General features: G+C 66.6%; 14 protein-coding genes. 5 read left to right on the top strand and 9 right to left on the bottom strand.

Annotation, left to right across the window (positions count from 1 at the left end; all coding sequences use genetic code 11):
• Positions 1 to 58 precede the first annotated feature (58 nt).
• Entirely contained in the window at positions 59 to 223 is a 165-nt protein-coding gene (locus tag ABZX86_RS18915; protein ID WP_355125087.1) for a hypothetical protein, read from the top strand.
• Between the two features lie 37 nt (positions 224 to 260).
• Positions 261 to 1,700, top strand: a complete 1,440-nt coding sequence (locus ABZX86_RS18910) for a TerD family protein (protein WP_355125085.1) — start codon at positions 261 to 263, stop codon at positions 1,698 to 1,700.
• 67 nt (positions 1,701 to 1,767) lie between these two features.
• On the opposite strand, the gene ABZX86_RS18905 is transcribed toward ABZX86_RS18910, so the two are convergent.
• The 3 genes from ABZX86_RS18905 to ABZX86_RS18895 form a co-directional block, all read right to left on the bottom strand.
• Positions 1,768 to 3,345: a glycosyltransferase 87 family protein gene (locus ABZX86_RS18905; protein WP_355125836.1), complete on the bottom strand. Its 1,578-nt coding sequence runs from the start codon at positions 3,343 to 3,345 to the stop codon at positions 1,768 to 1,770.
• Between the two features lie 72 nt (positions 3,346 to 3,417).
• Complete coding sequence (locus tag ABZX86_RS18900) at positions 3,418 to 5,610, bottom strand: transglycosylase domain-containing protein (protein ID WP_355125834.1); 2,193 nt, start codon at positions 5,608 to 5,610, stop codon at positions 3,418 to 3,420.
• A 737-nt stretch (positions 5,611 to 6,347) separates the two neighbouring features.
• The gene (locus ABZX86_RS18895; protein ID WP_327146323.1) at positions 6,348 to 6,767 is read right to left on the bottom strand and encodes a DUF5318 domain-containing protein; all 420 of its coding nucleotides are present in this window, start codon (positions 6,765 to 6,767) and stop codon (positions 6,348 to 6,350) included.
• Between the two features lie 165 nt (positions 6,768 to 6,932).
• On the opposite strand from ABZX86_RS18895, the gene ABZX86_RS18890 reads away from it, so the two are divergent.
• The gene (locus ABZX86_RS18890) at positions 6,933 to 7,490 is read left to right on the top strand and encodes a PadR family transcriptional regulator (RefSeq protein ID WP_327142815.1); all 558 of its coding nucleotides are present in this window, start codon (positions 6,933 to 6,935) and stop codon (positions 7,488 to 7,490) included.
• Positions 7,483 to 8,583 (top strand): inositol-3-phosphate synthase, encoded by a 1,101-nt coding sequence (locus ABZX86_RS18885; RefSeq protein ID WP_355125083.1) that lies wholly within the window; start codon positions 7,483 to 7,485, stop codon positions 8,581 to 8,583. Before ABZX86_RS18890 ends, ABZX86_RS18885 begins: the two co-directional genes overlap by 8 nt.
• A gap of 251 nt (positions 8,584 to 8,834) precedes the next feature.
• On the opposite strand, the gene ABZX86_RS18880 is transcribed toward ABZX86_RS18885, so the two are convergent.
• From ABZX86_RS18880 to ABZX86_RS18855, 6 genes are all read right to left on the bottom strand, one after another.
• Entirely contained in the window at positions 8,835 to 9,260 is a 426-nt protein-coding gene (locus tag ABZX86_RS18880; RefSeq protein ID WP_355125081.1) for a GyrI-like domain-containing protein, read from the bottom strand.
• 5 nt (positions 9,261 to 9,265) lie between these two features.
• Complete coding sequence (locus ABZX86_RS18875; protein WP_355125079.1) at positions 9,266 to 9,721, bottom strand: GyrI-like domain-containing protein; 456 nt, start codon at positions 9,719 to 9,721, stop codon at positions 9,266 to 9,268.
• A 165-nt stretch (positions 9,722 to 9,886) separates the two neighbouring features.
• Positions 9,887 to 12,106 carry a transglycosylase domain-containing protein gene (locus tag ABZX86_RS18870; protein ID WP_355125077.1) on the bottom strand — a complete coding sequence of 740 codons (2,220 nt, stop codon included), beginning with the start codon at positions 12,104 to 12,106 and terminating at the stop codon, positions 9,887 to 9,889.
• Positions 12,107 to 12,215: 109 nt separating this feature from the next.
• Positions 12,216 to 13,115, bottom strand: coding sequence for a carbohydrate ABC transporter permease (locus ABZX86_RS18865; protein WP_355125075.1), 900 nt, complete (start codon positions 13,113 to 13,115; stop codon positions 12,216 to 12,218).
• Entirely contained in the window at positions 13,115 to 14,050 is a 936-nt protein-coding gene (locus ABZX86_RS18860; RefSeq protein ID WP_355125832.1) for a sugar ABC transporter permease, read from the bottom strand. The genes ABZX86_RS18865 and ABZX86_RS18860 overlap by 1 nt, the downstream gene beginning before the upstream one ends.
• A gap of 144 nt (positions 14,051 to 14,194) precedes the next feature.
• Positions 14,195 to 15,496 carry an ABC transporter substrate-binding protein gene (locus tag ABZX86_RS18855; RefSeq protein ID WP_355125073.1) on the bottom strand — a complete coding sequence of 434 codons (1,302 nt, stop codon included), beginning with the start codon at positions 15,494 to 15,496 and terminating at the stop codon, positions 14,195 to 14,197.
• A 147-nt stretch (positions 15,497 to 15,643) separates the two neighbouring features.
• Here ABZX86_RS18855 and ABZX86_RS18850 point away from each other — a divergent pair, with 147 nt between their 5' ends.
• The gene (locus ABZX86_RS18850) at positions 15,644 to 16,474 is read left to right on the top strand and encodes a DUF2786 domain-containing protein (RefSeq protein WP_355125072.1); all 831 of its coding nucleotides are present in this window, start codon (positions 15,644 to 15,646) and stop codon (positions 16,472 to 16,474) included.
• Positions 16,475 to 16,489 lie beyond the last annotated feature (15 nt).

The following is a 16,489-nucleotide window of genomic DNA, read 5'->3' as shown; positions in this document are numbered from 1 at the left end:
ATCGGATTCGGAAATGGCCCTCATCGCAGACTCTCAGCTTCCTCACCGAGGCTCCCAGGTGCCCGGCGCTCCCGCCGGCACCGTGCGGCTCCACGGCCGGACCGGCTCGGCAGCCGAACGCATTGCGCCAGCTCAGCGCGGTTTCAAGTTCAGCGTGCACATTCCCCCGGGCAGTCGTGAGCGACTGCGCATCGACCACCACCGGGTCGGCGATTTCTCGTAGAGTGGCTCTGTCAGCACCGACGAGTGAAGGGTCGACCTTGGCCGCAGCATTGGTGAAGGGCCAGAACGGTCCTTTGAATGTCAACGATGTGGTGATCAGCGTGCAGATCGCCGCACCCGCGGATCTGTCCGCGCTCCTGGTCACCGAGCACGGCAAGGTTCGGTCCGATGCCGACTTCGTGTTCTTCAATCAGCCGAACGGGCCCGGGGTGAAGTTGCAGCCCGGTGCGTCCGGTCAGCCCGCCGCCCTGGTGATTTCGCTGGCCGCGGTGCCCGCCGATATCGAGCAGATTCGCGCGGTCGTCACCCTCGACGAGCCCGGGAGCAATTTCGGCGGCATCGCCCCGGCTGTCGCCAGGGTCGCCGATACCGGCGGAAACACCCTGTTCGAGTACCGGATCGAGGGACTGCAGGCCGAATCCATCGTCATTGCGCTGGAAGTCTATCGGCGGCAGGGCAGTTGGAAGGTGCGCGCGGTCGGCCAGGGCTATGCGGGCGGATTCGGTGCGCTGGTCACCGATCACGGTGTGCAGGTGAGCGAGTCGCAGTCCGCTGCGCCCGCCGCCGCGCCGGCCGCGCAATACGCGCCCGCGGCGGGCTATCCGCCGCCTCCGCCGAACCCGCAGTTCGCGCCGACCGGTGGTTATCCGCCGCCCGCCCCGGCCGAATTCTCGCCCACCGTCGGTTATCCGACGGCCGACCCCAACGAGGGCTATTCGGCGCCCGGCGCCTATCCGCCCCAGGGTCCGGGGTATCCGCCTCAGCCCCAGGGGTCGGGGTATCCCCCTCCGCCGCAGGGCTATCCACAGCAGGGCTATCCGCCCCCGCCCGGATACGGATCCGGCCCGGGGCAGTCCCCCGCACCGGCCGCCGATCGTGATCTGCCGAACAACCACGCCGTCAGCCTGGTCAAGGGTCAACGCATCAACCTGCGTAAAGAGGGCGGCGCGGCCCTCACCTACGTGAAGATGGGGCTCGGCTGGGACCCGGTCAAGCGTGGCGGCATGTTCGGAAACCGCGCTCCCGACGTCGATCTCGACGCCTCGGTGGTGATGTTCGCCGGTGCGAGTCCGGTGGATGTCGTCTACTACGGCAGCCTCGCCTCCAAGGATGGCTCCGTGCGCCACCAGGGCGACAATCTCACCGGTGAGGGCGATGGCGACGACGAGGTCATCCTGGTCGACCTCACCCGCCTTCCCGCGCAGGTCACCACCCTGGTGTTCATTGTGACCTCCTACAAGGGGCACACCTTCGAACAGCTGGCGAATGCCTTCTGCCGCTTGGTCGACGGCACCAACAATGCCGAACTGGCGCGCTTCACCCTGCCCGGCGGCGCGAACTTCACCGCCATGGCCATGGCCAAGGTCTACCGCCCGAACGGCAGTCAGGAATGGAAGCTCGAAGCGATCGGTGAGGGTTTCCAGGCCAAGCATCCGGGCGAGGCGGTACCCCAGCTCGGCCGCTTCCTGAAGATCTAGGTCCGGCAGACACCAGAGTCAACTCGGCCCCGCACTCGGAATGAGTGCGGGGCCGAGTCCTGCCGGGCTAAGTGGCGGTGACCAATGTTCTCGGCCGCAGCAGCGGCGGCAGCCACGGATGCTCCGGATCGGGTGCGCGATCCAGCAGCCCACCGCCGGGGTCGTCCGCGCCGTCCCGGCGCACCGGATCGTGTTCGGGCCGGTAGATCTGTCGAATCACCAAGAAGCACAGGGCGATCACCGTGAGATCGCGCAGCGCGACGGTGGTGGTGAACCACTGCTCGGGCAGGCCCTTACGGTCGGTGCCCAGGTAGTAGTACATGCGCGGTACCCACACCAGTGCGTCGATGGTCATCCACGCCAAGAGGATTCGCCGCTGCGGTAGCGCCAGCACGGCAATCGGCACCAGCCACAGCGAATACTGCGGGCTCCACACCTTATTGGTCAGCAGGAAGGCCGCGATCACCAGAAAAGCCAACTGCGCCAGGCGGGGTCGGCGGGCGGCGGTCAGACCGATCCAGCCGATGCCCGCGCACGCGATGACGAACAGCAGCAGCGACACCAGATTCAGAATCGTCGGTGTATCCGTGGATTTGAGCACCCCGTCGAAGCCCTGCCAGCCGGTGAACGAGCTGATCACGTTGTAGACCGAATCCGGGTCGGCATGGCGATCGGTATTGAGCCGGAAGAACTCTCGCCAGCCCTGGTCGTACAGGACGGCAATCGGCGCGTTCACCGCCAGCCAGGTGATCACCGCCGCAGCCGCCGCTGCACCGCCGGCCCGTAGCGGTCGCAGACCGCCCCAGCGCGAATCGTCCTCGCCCAGGCGCTCGGCCCGCAGGCACAGAATGAGAATCGGACCCAGCAGTAAGAGCGGATACAACTTGGTGGCGCCGCCGAGCCCGAGCAATATGCCCGCCAGCACCGGCCTGCGCCGCGCCCAGGCCAGCAGGCCGGCGGCCGCGAAAGCCGTTGCGAGCGTGTCGAAATTGGTGAACGCGTGCACCAGCACCAGGGGCGAGAGCGCCACCAGCCCGGCATCCCACACCCGCCGCCCCGCCAATTGCGCTGAGGCCCACACTGTCACCAGCCACGCCAGGGCCAGGCCGACCGCGACCACATTGAAGTAGATGACCACCTCGAGCGCGCCCGGGAGCGGAGATTGCTTCCACGCCTTGGCGATTCCCATGGCCGCGTACTGGTAGAGACCCGACAGCACCGGATACTCCATGTACCGGACCTGCGGCTTACCGTCCGCGCTGAAATCGGTCCACTGCTTCTTGTACGGGAACGCGCCCTCGTTCAAATGCTCTGCGCCGTAGAGCGGCACCGTGTCCGAGTAGCACATGGCCACGTACTGGCGGCCGTTGTTCCAATCCAGTCCCAGCACGCCGTCGGCATCGGGACGCTGCTGAATACAGCCCGCCTTCCCGAACCAGCTCAGCGCGAGGAACAGCACCGCGAAGGCCATGAGCACCCGCATGGGCGTCCAGAACCGGACCCGGCCGATCACCGCGTGATCGCCGACCGGGCCGCCGATCAGATCGCACAGCTGCGCGGTCAGGGTATCGGTGCGGCTCGGCTTGTCCCGGTCGTCCACCGACCGCAGATCCGCGGCGAGCGGCGAGGGGGAGACGTACGACAGCTGCGATGCGCCACCGGCCGACTCGCCACTCGCGGTCGGCCGGTGCTCCACTTCCTCGATCACGGCTCGAGGCTACCGACTACGCGGGGACCCGTTGCCGTTGCCGTTCCCATTTCCATTGCCGTAACCGCCGTTTCCGTAACCGTTCGCATTGGGCGTGGTGGTCACGGCGGCGCCGCCGTCGGCCGGTGCGACGGGCTGCCCGGGCAGCGGACCCGCGCCGGGATCCTGCGACTGCTGTTGCTGCGGCTGTGAGCGCTGCTGGTTCTGCGGATTCGGCGCCAGACCGGGCACCGGAATCGTGATACCGGGCAGGATCTCCACCTGACTCTGGGTGACCACCGGCGGCAGCACCGGCGCCTCCGTGGTCGAGGGCGCGGTGTACGGCGCGGACCACGAGGGCACACCCGCCTGCCCGTTGATCGGGGCCGGCTTGGGGAACTTGCTGTTCGGCACGCCCTTCAGCGCACCGTCCATGGTGCCCTTCCAGATATCGGCGGGCAGACCGGAACCGTAGATCTGAACACCGTTGGCATTGCGCAACTTCACGCCCTGTTCGGTGCCGACCCATACCGCCGTCGACAGCTCCGGGGTGAAGCCGACCATCCAGGCGTCGCGGTTCTCATCGGTGTCGCCGAGCTGGTTGGTACCGGTCTTGGTCGCGGATTCGCGGCCGTTGGCCAGGTTGTGATTGCGGGAGTACGCCGCGATGGGCTTCATGGCGTCGGTGACATTGTCGGCGACCGCCGCGGCGACACGCTGCTCGCCCGCGACATCGCCGCGATCCAGCAGCACCGTGCCGTCGGAGGTCACAACCTTCTGCACCAGGTGCGGTGCGTGATAGACGCCCGAGGCCGCGAAGGTGGCGTACGCGGACGCCATATCGAGGGCCCGCACCTGGTACTGCCCCAGCACGATGCCGTTGTTGGGGCCGCTGCCGTCCGCCTCGGTGAGCGACTTGCCCACGCCCGGAATGTTTTCCGGGATGCCCATCTTGTGCGCCATATCGGCGATCTTCTGCGGGCCGTTGCCCGGCATATCCAGCTCCATGCGGTAGAAGCTGGTGTTCAGCGATCGCTTGAGCGCCTCGGCGATGGTGCAGGTGCCGCAGGTCTCATTGGCGACGTTGCTGATCTTGATGCCGTTCACGGTGACGGCCGAGGAGTCGTACATCGTCGAGAGCGGCTTGCCCATCTCCAGGTTCTCGGCCAGGCCGAACACCTTGAACGAAGAGCCCGGCGGCAGACCGGCATTCGCGAAATCGAAGCCCTGACCGTCGGAGCCGCCGTAGTACGCGCGCACCGCGCCGGTCTTCGGATCCACCGAAACCACCGCGGTGCGGAGGATGTCGGGTTCGCCGTCCATGGTCTTGTTGACCGAGTCGATGGCCGCCTGCTGCGCCTTCGCATCGATGGTCGTGGTGACCTGCAGGCCTTCGGTATTCAGCTCCCGCGAGCTGATGCCGGCGGCCTCGAGCTCCTTGAGGACCTGCGTCTTGATCAAGCCCTCCGGGCCGCTGTCGAGCGTATTGTCACCCGCGGCCTTGGCGCCCGAAATCACCTGCGGATACTGCATACCCGCGCGATCGGAGGCCGAGAGATTGCCGCCGGACACCATGCCGTCGAGCACATAGTTCCAGCGCTGCTGCGCACCCTTGGGATTCTTCTCCGGATCCAGATTGGACGGCTGCTGAATCGTGGCGGCCAGCATGGCGCCCTCGGCGACATCCAGGTCCGAGACCTTCTTGTCGAAGTAGGCCTTGGCCGCCGCATTGATGCCGTACGCGCCGCGACCGAAATAGATGGTGTTCAGGTACGCGGTGAGAATGTCGTCCTTGGACCACTGCCGCGCCATCTTGGCCGAGATCACCAGCTCGTGCATCTTTCGGGTCAGCGAGTGTTCGTCACCGACCATCGAGTTCTTCACATACTGCTGGGTAATCGTGGAACCACCACCGGCACTGGCCTTGCCCATCACATTGTCGCGTGCGGCGCGGACGAAGCCGGAGATGGAGAAGCCCGGATTGGTGTAGAAGTCGCGATCCTCGGCGGCGATCACCGCATTGCGCAGGGTCGGCGGAATCTGATCGATGCTCACATCGGACCGGTTGCCGTCCGGCGGAACGACTTTGGACAGCACCGTGGTGCCGTCGGCATTGAAGATGGTGGCCACCTGATTGGTCTTCAGGTCACCGGGCTTCGGCACGTCCACGGTCGAATAGGCAACCAGGAACGCGGTACTCGGCGCCACGATGAACAGCGCCATGCAGATGTAGAGGACGCGCCGGACGATCTTCCACGTCGAACGCTTCTTCGGCCGGCGACTTCCGCCACCGCCGCCGGGACCCTCACCACCGGGACGCCGCGGCGGCGGACCCGACGGCGGGCCGCCCTGCACTCGCCGCGACGCGCCGGAGTCCGAACCCGGCAACTGGCGGGTGCGGTCGTCGGCAGGGCGCGGACGCGTTCCGGCGCCTGCACCTCCCGCCGCCCGATTCGCCACTCGCGGAGTGCGATCGGCGGCCCGCTCGGCGCGGTCGGAGGTGGCGGCGCGCTGAAGATGTTCCGGCACAGCCTGCCTGGAGCCGGTGTTCACCACCTGCGTGGCATCGGAGCCGGCGCGCGGCGGCGGCGGTCCGGGACGGCGCGGCTGTCCGCCCTGCGGCGGCAGGGGTGCGCGCGGCGGTTGCCCGCCCGGGGCGCGCGGCGGCAGTCCGCCCGGACCGGGCGCCGGTCCACGACCGGGAACAGGACCCTGCCCCTGACGCGGAGGCAGCGGCTGACGTGCCCCTGGCGGCGGCCCGCCCGGTCGAGGCGGCGGGTAGCCGCCGGGGCCGGGTTGCGAACCGCCACGCTGGGGGCGGCCGCCTTGCGGTCCGTCGTCATAGGGCGATGTCACAGCCTGGCTCTCCAATAACTACTCGGTACGGTCCTTGCTCGATGCGGCCGGAAAGGCCGCGCGGGCACACGTGTGCCCGCCAAGTCAGCAGTCGTCGTGGTCCTTCACTCGGCCGCGCGGCGGCGGTTGCCGGTACGGCGGCGCCCCGGCGCCGGGGTCTGGCCCACCACATAGGACTGCACCAGATGATTCCAGCTGCAGGTCCGGCATACCTCGACCACATGCACCGAGAACTCCTCGCGAGACTCGGCCAGCCGGATCAACTCCTCCGGCGTGCGGGCGGAGCCGGCTACCGGGCCCAGCCCGTCACCGTAGACCCACGATACGAGAGTCAGCTGCTCTTTCCGGCAGATAGGGCATGTGACCTCGCTCCCGCGTCCGTGGAACTTCGCCGCGCGCAGGAGATACGGGTTCGCGTCACAGACTTCGGACACGTCCACGCGTCCGGCATAGACGTCGGCCAGCAGCGACCGGCGCCGAAGCGCATAGTCCACTACCTGCCGCTGTATTCGCACGCGTCCCAGAGTACTTGCGGGGTAGCGGACCCCGCACGCCCCAGCGTGACTCTCAGGGTTCCGTCAGGCGCCGACTGCTCCGGGAGTGCACGAAAACTATATCGGCGCGATATAGTTTGGAACTGCATCCATCGGTTAGGTCTGAAAAGAACAGTCAGGAGGGGGTGAGGCCCGGTGCTCGAGTTGGCAATCCTCGGGCTGCTCCTCGAATCGCCCATGCACGGCTATGAGCTGCGCAAGCGATTGACCGGTCTGCTCGGCCCCTTCCGGGCTTTCTCCTACGGGTCGCTCTACCCGACCCTGCGGCGTATGCAGGCCGACGGTCTCATTGCGGAGGAGAGTCCGCAGGGGTTGGCAACACGCCGTGCGCGGCGGGTCTACCAGCTGACTGACACCGGCCGGGAGCGGTTCGCCGAGCTCCTGGCCGATACGGGACCACAGAACTACACCGACGACGGCTTCGGCGTTCATCTGGCTTTCTTCAGCCGCACCCCCGCGGAAGCGAGAATGCGGATCTTGGAGGGGCGCCGGAGGCAAGTCGAGGAGCGCCGAGAAGGACTGCGGGAGGCGATCAAACGAGCCAGCGGGCAACTGGATCGCTACACCCGCCAGCTCCATCAACTCGGTCTCGAATCAAGCGAGCGCGAAGTGCGCTGGCTCAACGAGTTGATTGCTGCGGAGCAATCGACGAAGGCGGCACCACAGAAAGAGGGAAATATCGGCCATGAGTGAAATCAACACGGCTGAGGGCGCCATCGAAGTTCGCGTGGCCATCGTAGGTGTGGGTAACTGCGCATCGTCCCTGGTTCAGGGCGTGCAGTACTACAAGGACGCGGATGAGACCGCGACTGTGCCCGGCCTGATGCACGTCAAGTTCGGTCGCTACCACGTTCGCGATGTGAAGTTCGTCGCCGCGTTCGATGTCGACGCCAAGAAGGTCGGTTTCGACCTCTCCGACGCGATCTTCGCCAGCGAGAACAACACCATCAAGATCTCCGATGTGCCGCCGTCCGATGTGACCGTGCTGCGCGGCCCGACCCTCGACGGCATCGGCAAGTACTACGCGGAGACCATCGAGCTCTCCGAGGCCGAGCCGGTCGATGTGGTTGCCGCACTGAAGGCCGCCAAGGTCGACGTGCTGGTTTCCTACCTGCCGGTGGGTTCGGAAGAGGCCGACAAGTTCTACGCGCAGTGCGCCATCGACGCGGGCGCTGCCTTCGTCAACGCGCTGCCGGTGTTCATCGCCTCGGATCCGGTGTGGGCCAAGAAGTTCACCGACGCGGGCATCCCGATCGTCGGCGACGACATCAAGTCCCAGGTCGGCGCGACCATTACGCATCGCGTGATGGCCAAGCTGTTCGAGGACCGCGGTGTGCAGCTCGACCGCACCATGCAGCTGAACGTCGGCGGCAATATGGACTTCAAGAACATGCTCGAGCGCGAGCGCCTGGAGTCCAAGAAGATCTCCAAGACCCAGGCTGTCACCAGCAACCTGAAGAAGGATCTGGGCGCGGGCAATGTGCACATCGGCCCGTCCGATCACGTCGGCTGGCTGGACGACCGCAAGTGGGCGTACGTGCGTCTCGAGGGTCGCGCCTTCGGTGACGTGCCGCTGAACCTGGAGTACAAGCTCGAGGTGTGGGACTCCCCGAACTCGGCCGGCATCATCATCGACGCCGTCCGCGCCGCCAAGATCGCCCTCGATCGCGGTATCGGCGGACCGGTCATCCCGGCTTCGGCGTACCTGATGAAGTCCCCGCCGAAGCAGCTGGCCGACGACATCGCCCGCGAGCAGCTCGAAGCGTTCATCATCGGCGCCGAATAAGCCGAACCCGAGGCAACTCGGAGCAGGTGAGGGAAGCCCGGTCGGGCCGACTCTCGGGAACTTTCAGGGCAGGCCCCGGAATCCCCGAAGTGGTTGGTGCGACCGGGCTTTGCCGTAGGCGACCCGCCCGGCCGTCGCGAGCAAGGGCCTGCCGCAATGCAATTGGGGCACGACCAGCTCCCCCAGCAGCAGTGCCGCCCCGCGATGTAATCGCGGGGCGGCACTTTGCTTTTCGACTGGTCGGTCTCGGGCTAGTCGAGGGAGACGTAGACCTCGACGGAGGTCGGCCCGGTGTAGCGCTCGATCTCCGCGGTGTGGGATCGGGTGATGGTTCCGGCGTTTTCGGCCTTGGCGACCTTGGCCCAGGCGGTGCGGAGCAGGTCGTAGGGCTTGTCGGAGACCACGAATTTGGCGTAGCGCCCGGTCGGGATTCGGGTGAGGACGTCGCCGATGTCGAGCTGGTCGAGTCCGGCCAGTTCGTAGCCGAGTACCGCTACGGCATGGTCGTTCTGGCCGATATACGCGGCGACGCGTTCCACCTTCTTCTCGCGGGCCAGGTAGCGGTCCCAGGTGAAGTTGACCAGATCGAGGTCGCGTGCGGTGACTTCCCGGCCGGTGAGGGGGATGGTGAGCCCGCCGATGAAGAACGCGTCTAGGGTGATGATCTCGAAATCCACGGCCTCTATCCCTCCGCGCCGGGGTGCAGCGCGACGAAAACCTCTACGGTCCGGGGGTCCGGATACCGTTCGAAATCCCCGGTATACGCGCGGACCAGCGTGCCCGAGGCCTCCAGATCCCACACCGTGCGCCAGACGGAGGCGATGGTGTCGCCCAGATTCTCGCCGGTGCGGGTGAACAGCGCGAAAGTACCCGCGGGGACGCGCGCCAGCACATCGCCGGGCAGCAGGTCGTCCAGGGTCTCGCACTTGTAGCCGACGATATGGGTCAGATACGAGCCGATCTCGGGCGCGTGATCGACATATGCGGTCGCGGGTGGTCCGGGCAGGCTGCGCGAGAGGTTCTGTTTCCAGGCTTCCTCTACTTTGGCGCGGCGCGGCCCTTCGACAGCCAGCGCCGGGCTGCGTAGCACCGTTCCGGCCACCAGCGTTTCGTGGCGTTCAACAACATTGAAATCCACCGGCGTCGCCCCTAAGTCTCGTGCTGTCTCCGACCCCACCCTGCTCCCAACCCGCATCCTGCCACCGATGTCCGGAGTCGATGGCACCGGTGGCCGATTCCACAATATCCGTGGCCGGGGGCGGATGGGTCCGGTAGTCGCGATTCATGATCAACAACTCTGTGGCTAACCGGGAACCGGGATGCTGAGGCCGGGGAAGATCTCCACCTGCCGTGGCGCCGGGGCGGGTGGAATCACCACCACCGGATCCTGTGCCGGCCCCGGAGCGGGGTTGAGAATGTCGTAATTTCCACTGGCGGGCGGCGCGCCGGGCAGCGGATTCGAATTCGGGAACTGCTCGATCGGGGTGCCGTCCAGCGCGCCGTCCATGGTCTGCTTCCAGATGTCCGAGGGCAGGCCGGAGCCGTAGATGGCCGATCCGCGCGCGGTGTGAATCGGTTGCGACTGTTCGGTTCCCACCCATACGGCGGTGGAGAGCGAGGGGGTGAATCCGACCATCCAGGCATCCTTGTTCTGTCCGGTGTCGCCCAGTTGGGTGGTCCCGGTCTTGGCGGCGGAGGGTCGCCCGGCCGCGAGATTGTGATTATTGGAGTAGGCGGCGATCGGCAGCATGGCCTGCGACACGGTATCGGCCACCGAGGCCTGGATGCGCTGTTCGCCCTGCTGCGGGTCGGCCCCGCGATCGAGCAGCACCCGGCCGTCGCCGGTGGTCACCTTCTGCACGAAGTAGGGCGCGCGGTACGTGCCGGACGCGCCGATGGTGGCGTAGGCCGAGGCCATATCGATCGGCCGCACCGAATACGCGCCCAGCACGATGGCGGGCAGCGGCGCGGCGCCGTCCTCGGACAGCGATTTACCGGCGACACCGGGAATCTGATCCGGAATGCCGGCCTGATGTGCCGCATTGGCAATGGCTTTCGGGCCCTCGAACAGGCTCTGGGTCAGCCGGTAGAAGCTGGTGTTGAGCGATCGCTTGAACGCCTCGCTGAGCGGGCAGGTGCCGCAGGATTCGCCGCCGACATTCTGGATCTTCTCGCCGTTGACGGTGACCGGCGCGCTGTCGAGCGGGTAGGACATGGTGATGCCCTGCTGCAGCGCCGCCAGCACCGCGAAAGTCTTGAAGGCGGAACCGGTTTGCAGCGGCGCCTGCGCGAAGTCCATGCCGATGCCGTCGGGGCCGCCGTAGTAGGCGCGCACCGCGCCCGATCGCGGATCGACCGACACCACGGCGGTGCGCAGTTCACCCGGCTGCCCGCCCATCACAGTGCCGACGGCATTGAGCGCGGCCTGCTGGGCGCGGGCGTCGATGGTGGTGATGATCTGCAGCGCACCGGTATTGAGTTCCTGCTCGCTGATGCCGGAGGAGCGCAGTTCGCGCAGCACCTGGGTGCGGATGAGTCCTTCCGGACCGCGCGGAATGCTGTCGTCCATCTGGGTGGCGGGGACGATGACCGGGAATTGGACTGCGGCGCGGTCGTTCTTGGTGAGCGCGCCCATGGTCACCATGCCGTCCAGCACATAGGTCCAGCGGGCGCGCAGCTGATCCAGATGGGTTTCCGGGTCCAGCAGCGAGGGGGTGCGCACCACGGAGGCGAGCACCGCACCCTCGGCGACGGTCAGTTCCGGTACCGGTTTGCCGAAGTAGGCCTTGGCGGCGGCGGAGATGCCGTACGCGCCGCGGCCGTAGTAGATGGTGTTGAGGTAGGCGGCGAGAATGTCGTCCTTGCTCCATTCGCGGGACATCTTCGCGGAGATGATGAGCTCGCGCATCTTGCGGCTCAGGGTCCGTTCGGAACTCAGGAAGGCGTTCTTCACATACTGCTGGGTAATCGTGGAGCCGCCGCCGGCGTCTTCCTTGCCGAGCAGATTGTCCCGGGCGGCGCGGGCGAAGGCCGCGGTGGAGAAGCCGGGATTGCTGTAGAAGTTGCGATCCTCGGCCGAGAGCATGGCCAGGCGCACCGATTCGGGGACGTCGGTCAGCGGTACCGGGATCCGATTGCCTTCCGGCGGAACGACCTTCGCGATGACGCTGGTGCCGTCGGCGGCGAGAATGGTGGCGATCTGATTGGTCTGCACCGCTGCCGGATCGGGGATCTCGGCGCTCCAGTACGCGAGTCCCAGCAGCAGCGTGGGTAGGACGAAGAAGATCACGAACAGTGCGGTGATCACCTGCCGAATGCGTTGAGCGCGCGTTCTGGGTGTGCGCGGCCGCGCCGGACGTGGTGTGGCCGTGGACTTTTCGGCTGGTTTGGGGCGTCGCCGCGGCTTGCTGCTCTGCCCGGTCTGCTTGGGGAGGGGGCTGGTCGGGAGCTCGTTCCACCCTGCCAGGGTGTCGTACGGCGCAGGTTGTTCACGGCGCCGCTTACGGGACGAGCTCACGAGCATCTCCTTCCGGAGCGTCGACAAAGCTTGCGTACTTCAGCGCCGCAGACGCGGCGCGACCCATGCTAATGGACGCATGGGCCGCGCTCTGTCATTCCGGGTGTACGCGGGATCAGCTCTTGACGCCGCCCGCGGTGAGACCGGAGATGATGCGGCGCTGGAACAGCAGCACCATGATCACCAGCGGAATCGAGACGATGGTGCCCGCGGCCATGATCGCCGCATAGGGCTGGACCAGCGGATCGTTACCGGAGAACCGGGCGACGGCGACCGTCACCGGTTCGGTCTTGTCGCTGGAGAGCAGGCTCGCCAGCAGGTATTCGTTGACCGCGGCGATGAAAGCCAGGATCGCCGTGGTGAATACGGCGGGCGCGGCCAGCGGCAGCATGACCAGCCGGAAGGCCTGGAATTTGGTGGCGCCGTCGATGCGCGCGGCTTCCTCCAGCTCCCAGGGCAGTTCGGTGAAGAACGAGGCCAGGATGTACACGGTCATGGGCAGCACGAACGAGATGTTCGGGATGATCATGGCCTGGTAGTGGCCGATCCAGCCGAGATCGGTGAACAGCTGGAACAGCGGCGTCACCAGCACCACGACCGGGAACATGGACGCGCTCAGAATGAGCCCGGAGACCACGTACTTGCCGCGGAAGGTGAGTCGCGCCAATGCGTAAGCGGCCATGACACCGATGAGCAGGGCGACCGCCGTGGTGATCGAGCCGATGACCACGCTGTTGAGCAGCGCGCGCCCGAAGTTGTTGCCGCGGCTGGTGTCGAAGGCATTGCTGAAGTTCTGGAAGGTGACGTGTGTCGGCCACGGCGTGTTGTCGAAGGTGTAGACCGGGTCGCGCAGTGCGGTGACGACCATCCAGTAGAACGGTCCCAGGCCCCAGACCAGGACGATCAGCGCGCCCAGGTAGACGCGGCCGGAGGCGAGTCGTTTGGTCCACGGAACTGCTTGCCCGGCAGGGGATTTCGGCTTCGACACGGCTTCGGTGGCCAGATCGGTGCTCATCAGTGCGCCTCCCGCTGTTCTTCCTGGGTGCGAACCGCATTGGCGCCCAATACCTTCACCAGCAGGAACGCCACGGCGAAGATGAGCAGGAAGGTGATGATGGACAGCGCCGACGCGCTGTTGGGGCCCTGGCGCACCTGATCCACCACCAGCATGGAGATGGTGCGGGTGTGCGGGCTGTTCTGCGTCATGATGGCCGGCAGGTCGTACAGGCGCAGGGCGTCCATGGTGCGGAACAGAACCGCCACCATCAGTGCCGGTTTCAGCAGCGGCAGCGTGATATTGGTGAAGCGCTGCCAGGCCGAGGCGCCGTCCACGCGGGCGGCCTCGTACACATCGCCCGGAATGACCTGCAGGCCCGCCAGAATCAGCAGTGCCATGAACGGGGTGGTCTTCCACACATCGGCGATGATGACCGCGAAACGTGAGGGCCATTCGTCGGCGGTCCACAGGATGTGGGTGCCGAGGACCCGGTTCACCACACCGTCGTACTGGAACATGAACTCCCACAGCCGCGCGGTGACGGCGGTGGGGATGGCCCACGGGATGAGGACGGCGGCGCGCAGCAGAGCGCGGCCCTTGAACGTCTTGCCCATGATGACGGCCATGCCGAGCCCGATGGTGGCCTCGAGCGTCACCGTGACCACGGTGAACAGCAAGGTGATGGCGATGGCCGACCAGAACGACGCGCCGAGATTGCCGGTCGGGCAGTCGACCGTCTGGCCGAGCGAGTCGGTGCACTGCTGCAAAATCCAGTGCGTGTAGTTGTCGAACCCGGCGCTGCCGCCCTCGGTGAACATACCGGTGGACTTGTCGAGACCCTGGTCCTTCTGGAAGGACATCCACAGCGCCCGGGCGACCGGATAGCCGATCACGACGGCCAGTGAGAGCAGCACCGGGGTGACGAACAGCCACGCCTTGGCCGATCCGCCCAGGGCGGATCGGCGCTTCGGTTGCGGCGGTGCGGATTTCACGGTCTTGCCGGGCAGGTCGGGCGTCGCGACATCGGTCGCTCCCGAAGGACGTGACACCTTTTTCTTCTCCTACGGGACTCGAGCGTTATCCGCACTGCGTCGAGACTACGAACCGGCGGTCTCGATGCCCTTCTGCATTCCGACAATGGCGTCGTCTACGGATTTGGTGCCGGTCAGAGCAGCATATGCGTTGTCCTGGATGGCCTTCGACACCGCCGGGTAGAACGGGGTGACCGGACGCGGCACGGCCGAGGCGATGGAATCCTTCAGCGCGGGCAGGTACGGCATCTTGGCGATGAGCGCCGGATCGTCGTAGACCGAAGCGCGAACCGACGGCAACCCGCCCTGGGCGACGATGTGCTGTGCGTCCTCGCTGATCAGGTAGCGCAGGAAGTCCAGTGCGGTGGCCTTGTTCTTGGAGAACGAGCTGATGGCCGCGTTGTAGCCACCGAGGGTGGAGGCGCCGATGCCGTCCTTGCCGGGCAGCGGCGCGACGCCGAACTTGTCCTTCACCGCGGAGGCGTCGGAGCCGACATCGCCGAAGCTGGAGGGCCAGTTGCGCATGAACAGGAGCTTGCCCGTGGCGAAGGCGTTCTGGCTCTCGGGCTCCTTGAAGGAAATCGCTTCCTTCGGGATGTCACCGTTCTTGTAGGCGTCGACGAGCACCTGCAGGCCGGCGCGGGCCTGCGGGCTGTTCACGGTGGGGGACTTGCCGTCCGGGCCGACGAAGCTGCCGCCGTAGGCGTTGATGAGCTCGGCGGTGTTCACGGTCAGACCCTCGTAGGGCGCGAACTGACCGGAGTAGCAGCCGATTCCGGCATCCTTGGCCTTGGTGCAGTCGCCCAGCAGCTCGGTCCAGGTCTTGGGCGGCTCGGGAACCAGGTCCTTGCGGTAGTACAGCAGGCCGCCATTGGTATTGCGCGGCGCGGCGTACAGCGTGCCGTTGTAGGTGGCGCTGGCGACCGGCGGCGACAGCAGCGTGGAGGTGTCGATGGCGAAGGAGTCCTTCAACGGCTGGATCCAGCCCTTGGCGGCGAACTCCGCGGTCCACGGCACGTCGAGCGCGACCACGTCGTAGTCCGACTGTTTGGCGCGCATGTGCTGCGCCAGATCGTCGTACTGCTGGGAAGCGTCGTTCGACTGCTCCTTGAACGTCACCTTCTCGTCCGGGTGCGAGCTGTTCCACCGGTCGATGAGCTGCTTGACCGCACCGGTTTCGGTGGTGTCCTTGCCCTCGACATAGGTGATCGGGCCACGCCCGGTGAGGTTCTGCGAGGTGGCGTTGGTGCTCGAGTCGCTCGAGCAGCCCGCGGCGAATGTCGCGGCCAGCAGCGCAGCGGAGGTGAAAGCCACCGCGGCGCGCGGAATCAGCGACGATCGTAGGGACGACACCTTCTTCAAAACCATCTTTGATACTCCAGGGTCGAGACGTGAGCGGCGGCACACTCAGCCGGTTGCACACAGGAAGATACATGGTGGATGTGCCCGGTGCCCGGACTACCTCGGTCTTCCGGCTCGGACGAGTAGTCATCGGCCCAGCTAGGCTGGGTGCCGATGTCTTCTCAGGACAAACTACTGACGCGTATCGGCGGACTGCTGCGGCAGGCCGAATCCACCGATAACGAGCATGAGGCGGAGGCGTTCCTCGCGGCCGCCCAGAAGCTCGCGACCAGGTCTTCGGTCGATCTGGCGGTGGCGCGCGCGCATATCGCGGGCCGCGAGCGGCGGCCGACGCCGATCCAGCGGGTGGTGCCCATAGGCGAGCCGGGCAAGCGGGGGTTGCGCACCTACGTGCAGCTTTTTGTGGCTATCGCCGCGGCGAACGATGTGCGCTGTGATGTGGCGCGGTCCTCGACGACGGTCTACGCCTACGGTTTCGACACCGATATCGACACCTGTGCCGCGCTCTACAGCAGCCTGCTGGTGCAGATGGTGCGGGCATCGGATCAGTACATCAAATCCGGGGCCTACCGGACCGCCACCACCGAGAAGGTGGTCGCCGAAACCCGGTGGGGCCGTACGGTGCAGCGCCGCGTACAGGCGCCGGTAGCCGCGGTGACCGCGCGCCTGAATTTCCAGATGGCCTTCGCCGCGCGCATCGGACGCCGGCTGGGCGAGATCAAGACCGAGGTCGAGGCCGAGGCGGTGCGCACCGAAACCGTTTCCACCGGAACGGCATTGGCATTGCGCAACAAAGAGCTGGAGCTCACCGACTTCTACACCAGCACCTCCGAGGCGCGCGGCACCTGGCGCGGTCCGCAGGCGTCGGCGGGCTATTCCGCGGCCGCACGCCGGGCCGGAGACCGCGCGGGCAAGGCGGCGCGCCTGGGCACGGCCCCCGAATTGGACGGCGCTCGCGGGCAATTGCCGCGCGGCGGGCAGTGAGCCGTCGGCCGGTGC

The organism is Nocardia sp. NPDC006630, assembly GCF_040611495.1.
Taxonomy (GTDB): domain Bacteria; phylum Actinomycetota; class Actinomycetes; order Mycobacteriales; family Mycobacteriaceae; genus Nocardia.
This window is presented reverse-complemented; position numbering and strand designations above follow the sequence as displayed.

What these genes read in the sequence shown, in the direction of transcription:
- ABZX86_RS18900 (WP_355125834.1), bottom strand. Translation starts at nt 5,610, where the DNA reads ATGGCGCTGTTCATCGTGGCGCCGAGTACCGCGTTCCTGGTTGCCTAT.
- ABZX86_RS18885 (WP_355125083.1), top strand. Translation starts at nt 7,483, where the DNA reads ATGAGTGAAATCAACACGGCTGAGGGCGCCATCGAAGTTCGCGTGGCC.
- ABZX86_RS18870 (WP_355125077.1), bottom strand. Translation starts at nt 12,106, where the DNA reads ATGCTCGTGAGCTCGTCCCGTAAGCGGCGCCGTGAACAACCTGCGCCG.
- ABZX86_RS18865 (WP_355125075.1), bottom strand. Translation starts at nt 13,115, where the DNA reads ATGAGCACCGATCTGGCCACCGAAGCCGTGTCGAAGCCGAAATCCCCT.
- ABZX86_RS18855 (WP_355125073.1), bottom strand. Translation starts at nt 15,496, where the DNA reads ATGGTTTTGAAGAAGGTGTCGTCCCTACGATCGTCGCTGATTCCGCGC.
- ABZX86_RS18850 (WP_355125072.1), top strand. Translation starts at nt 15,644, where the DNA reads ATGTCTTCTCAGGACAAACTACTGACGCGTATCGGCGGACTGCTGCGG.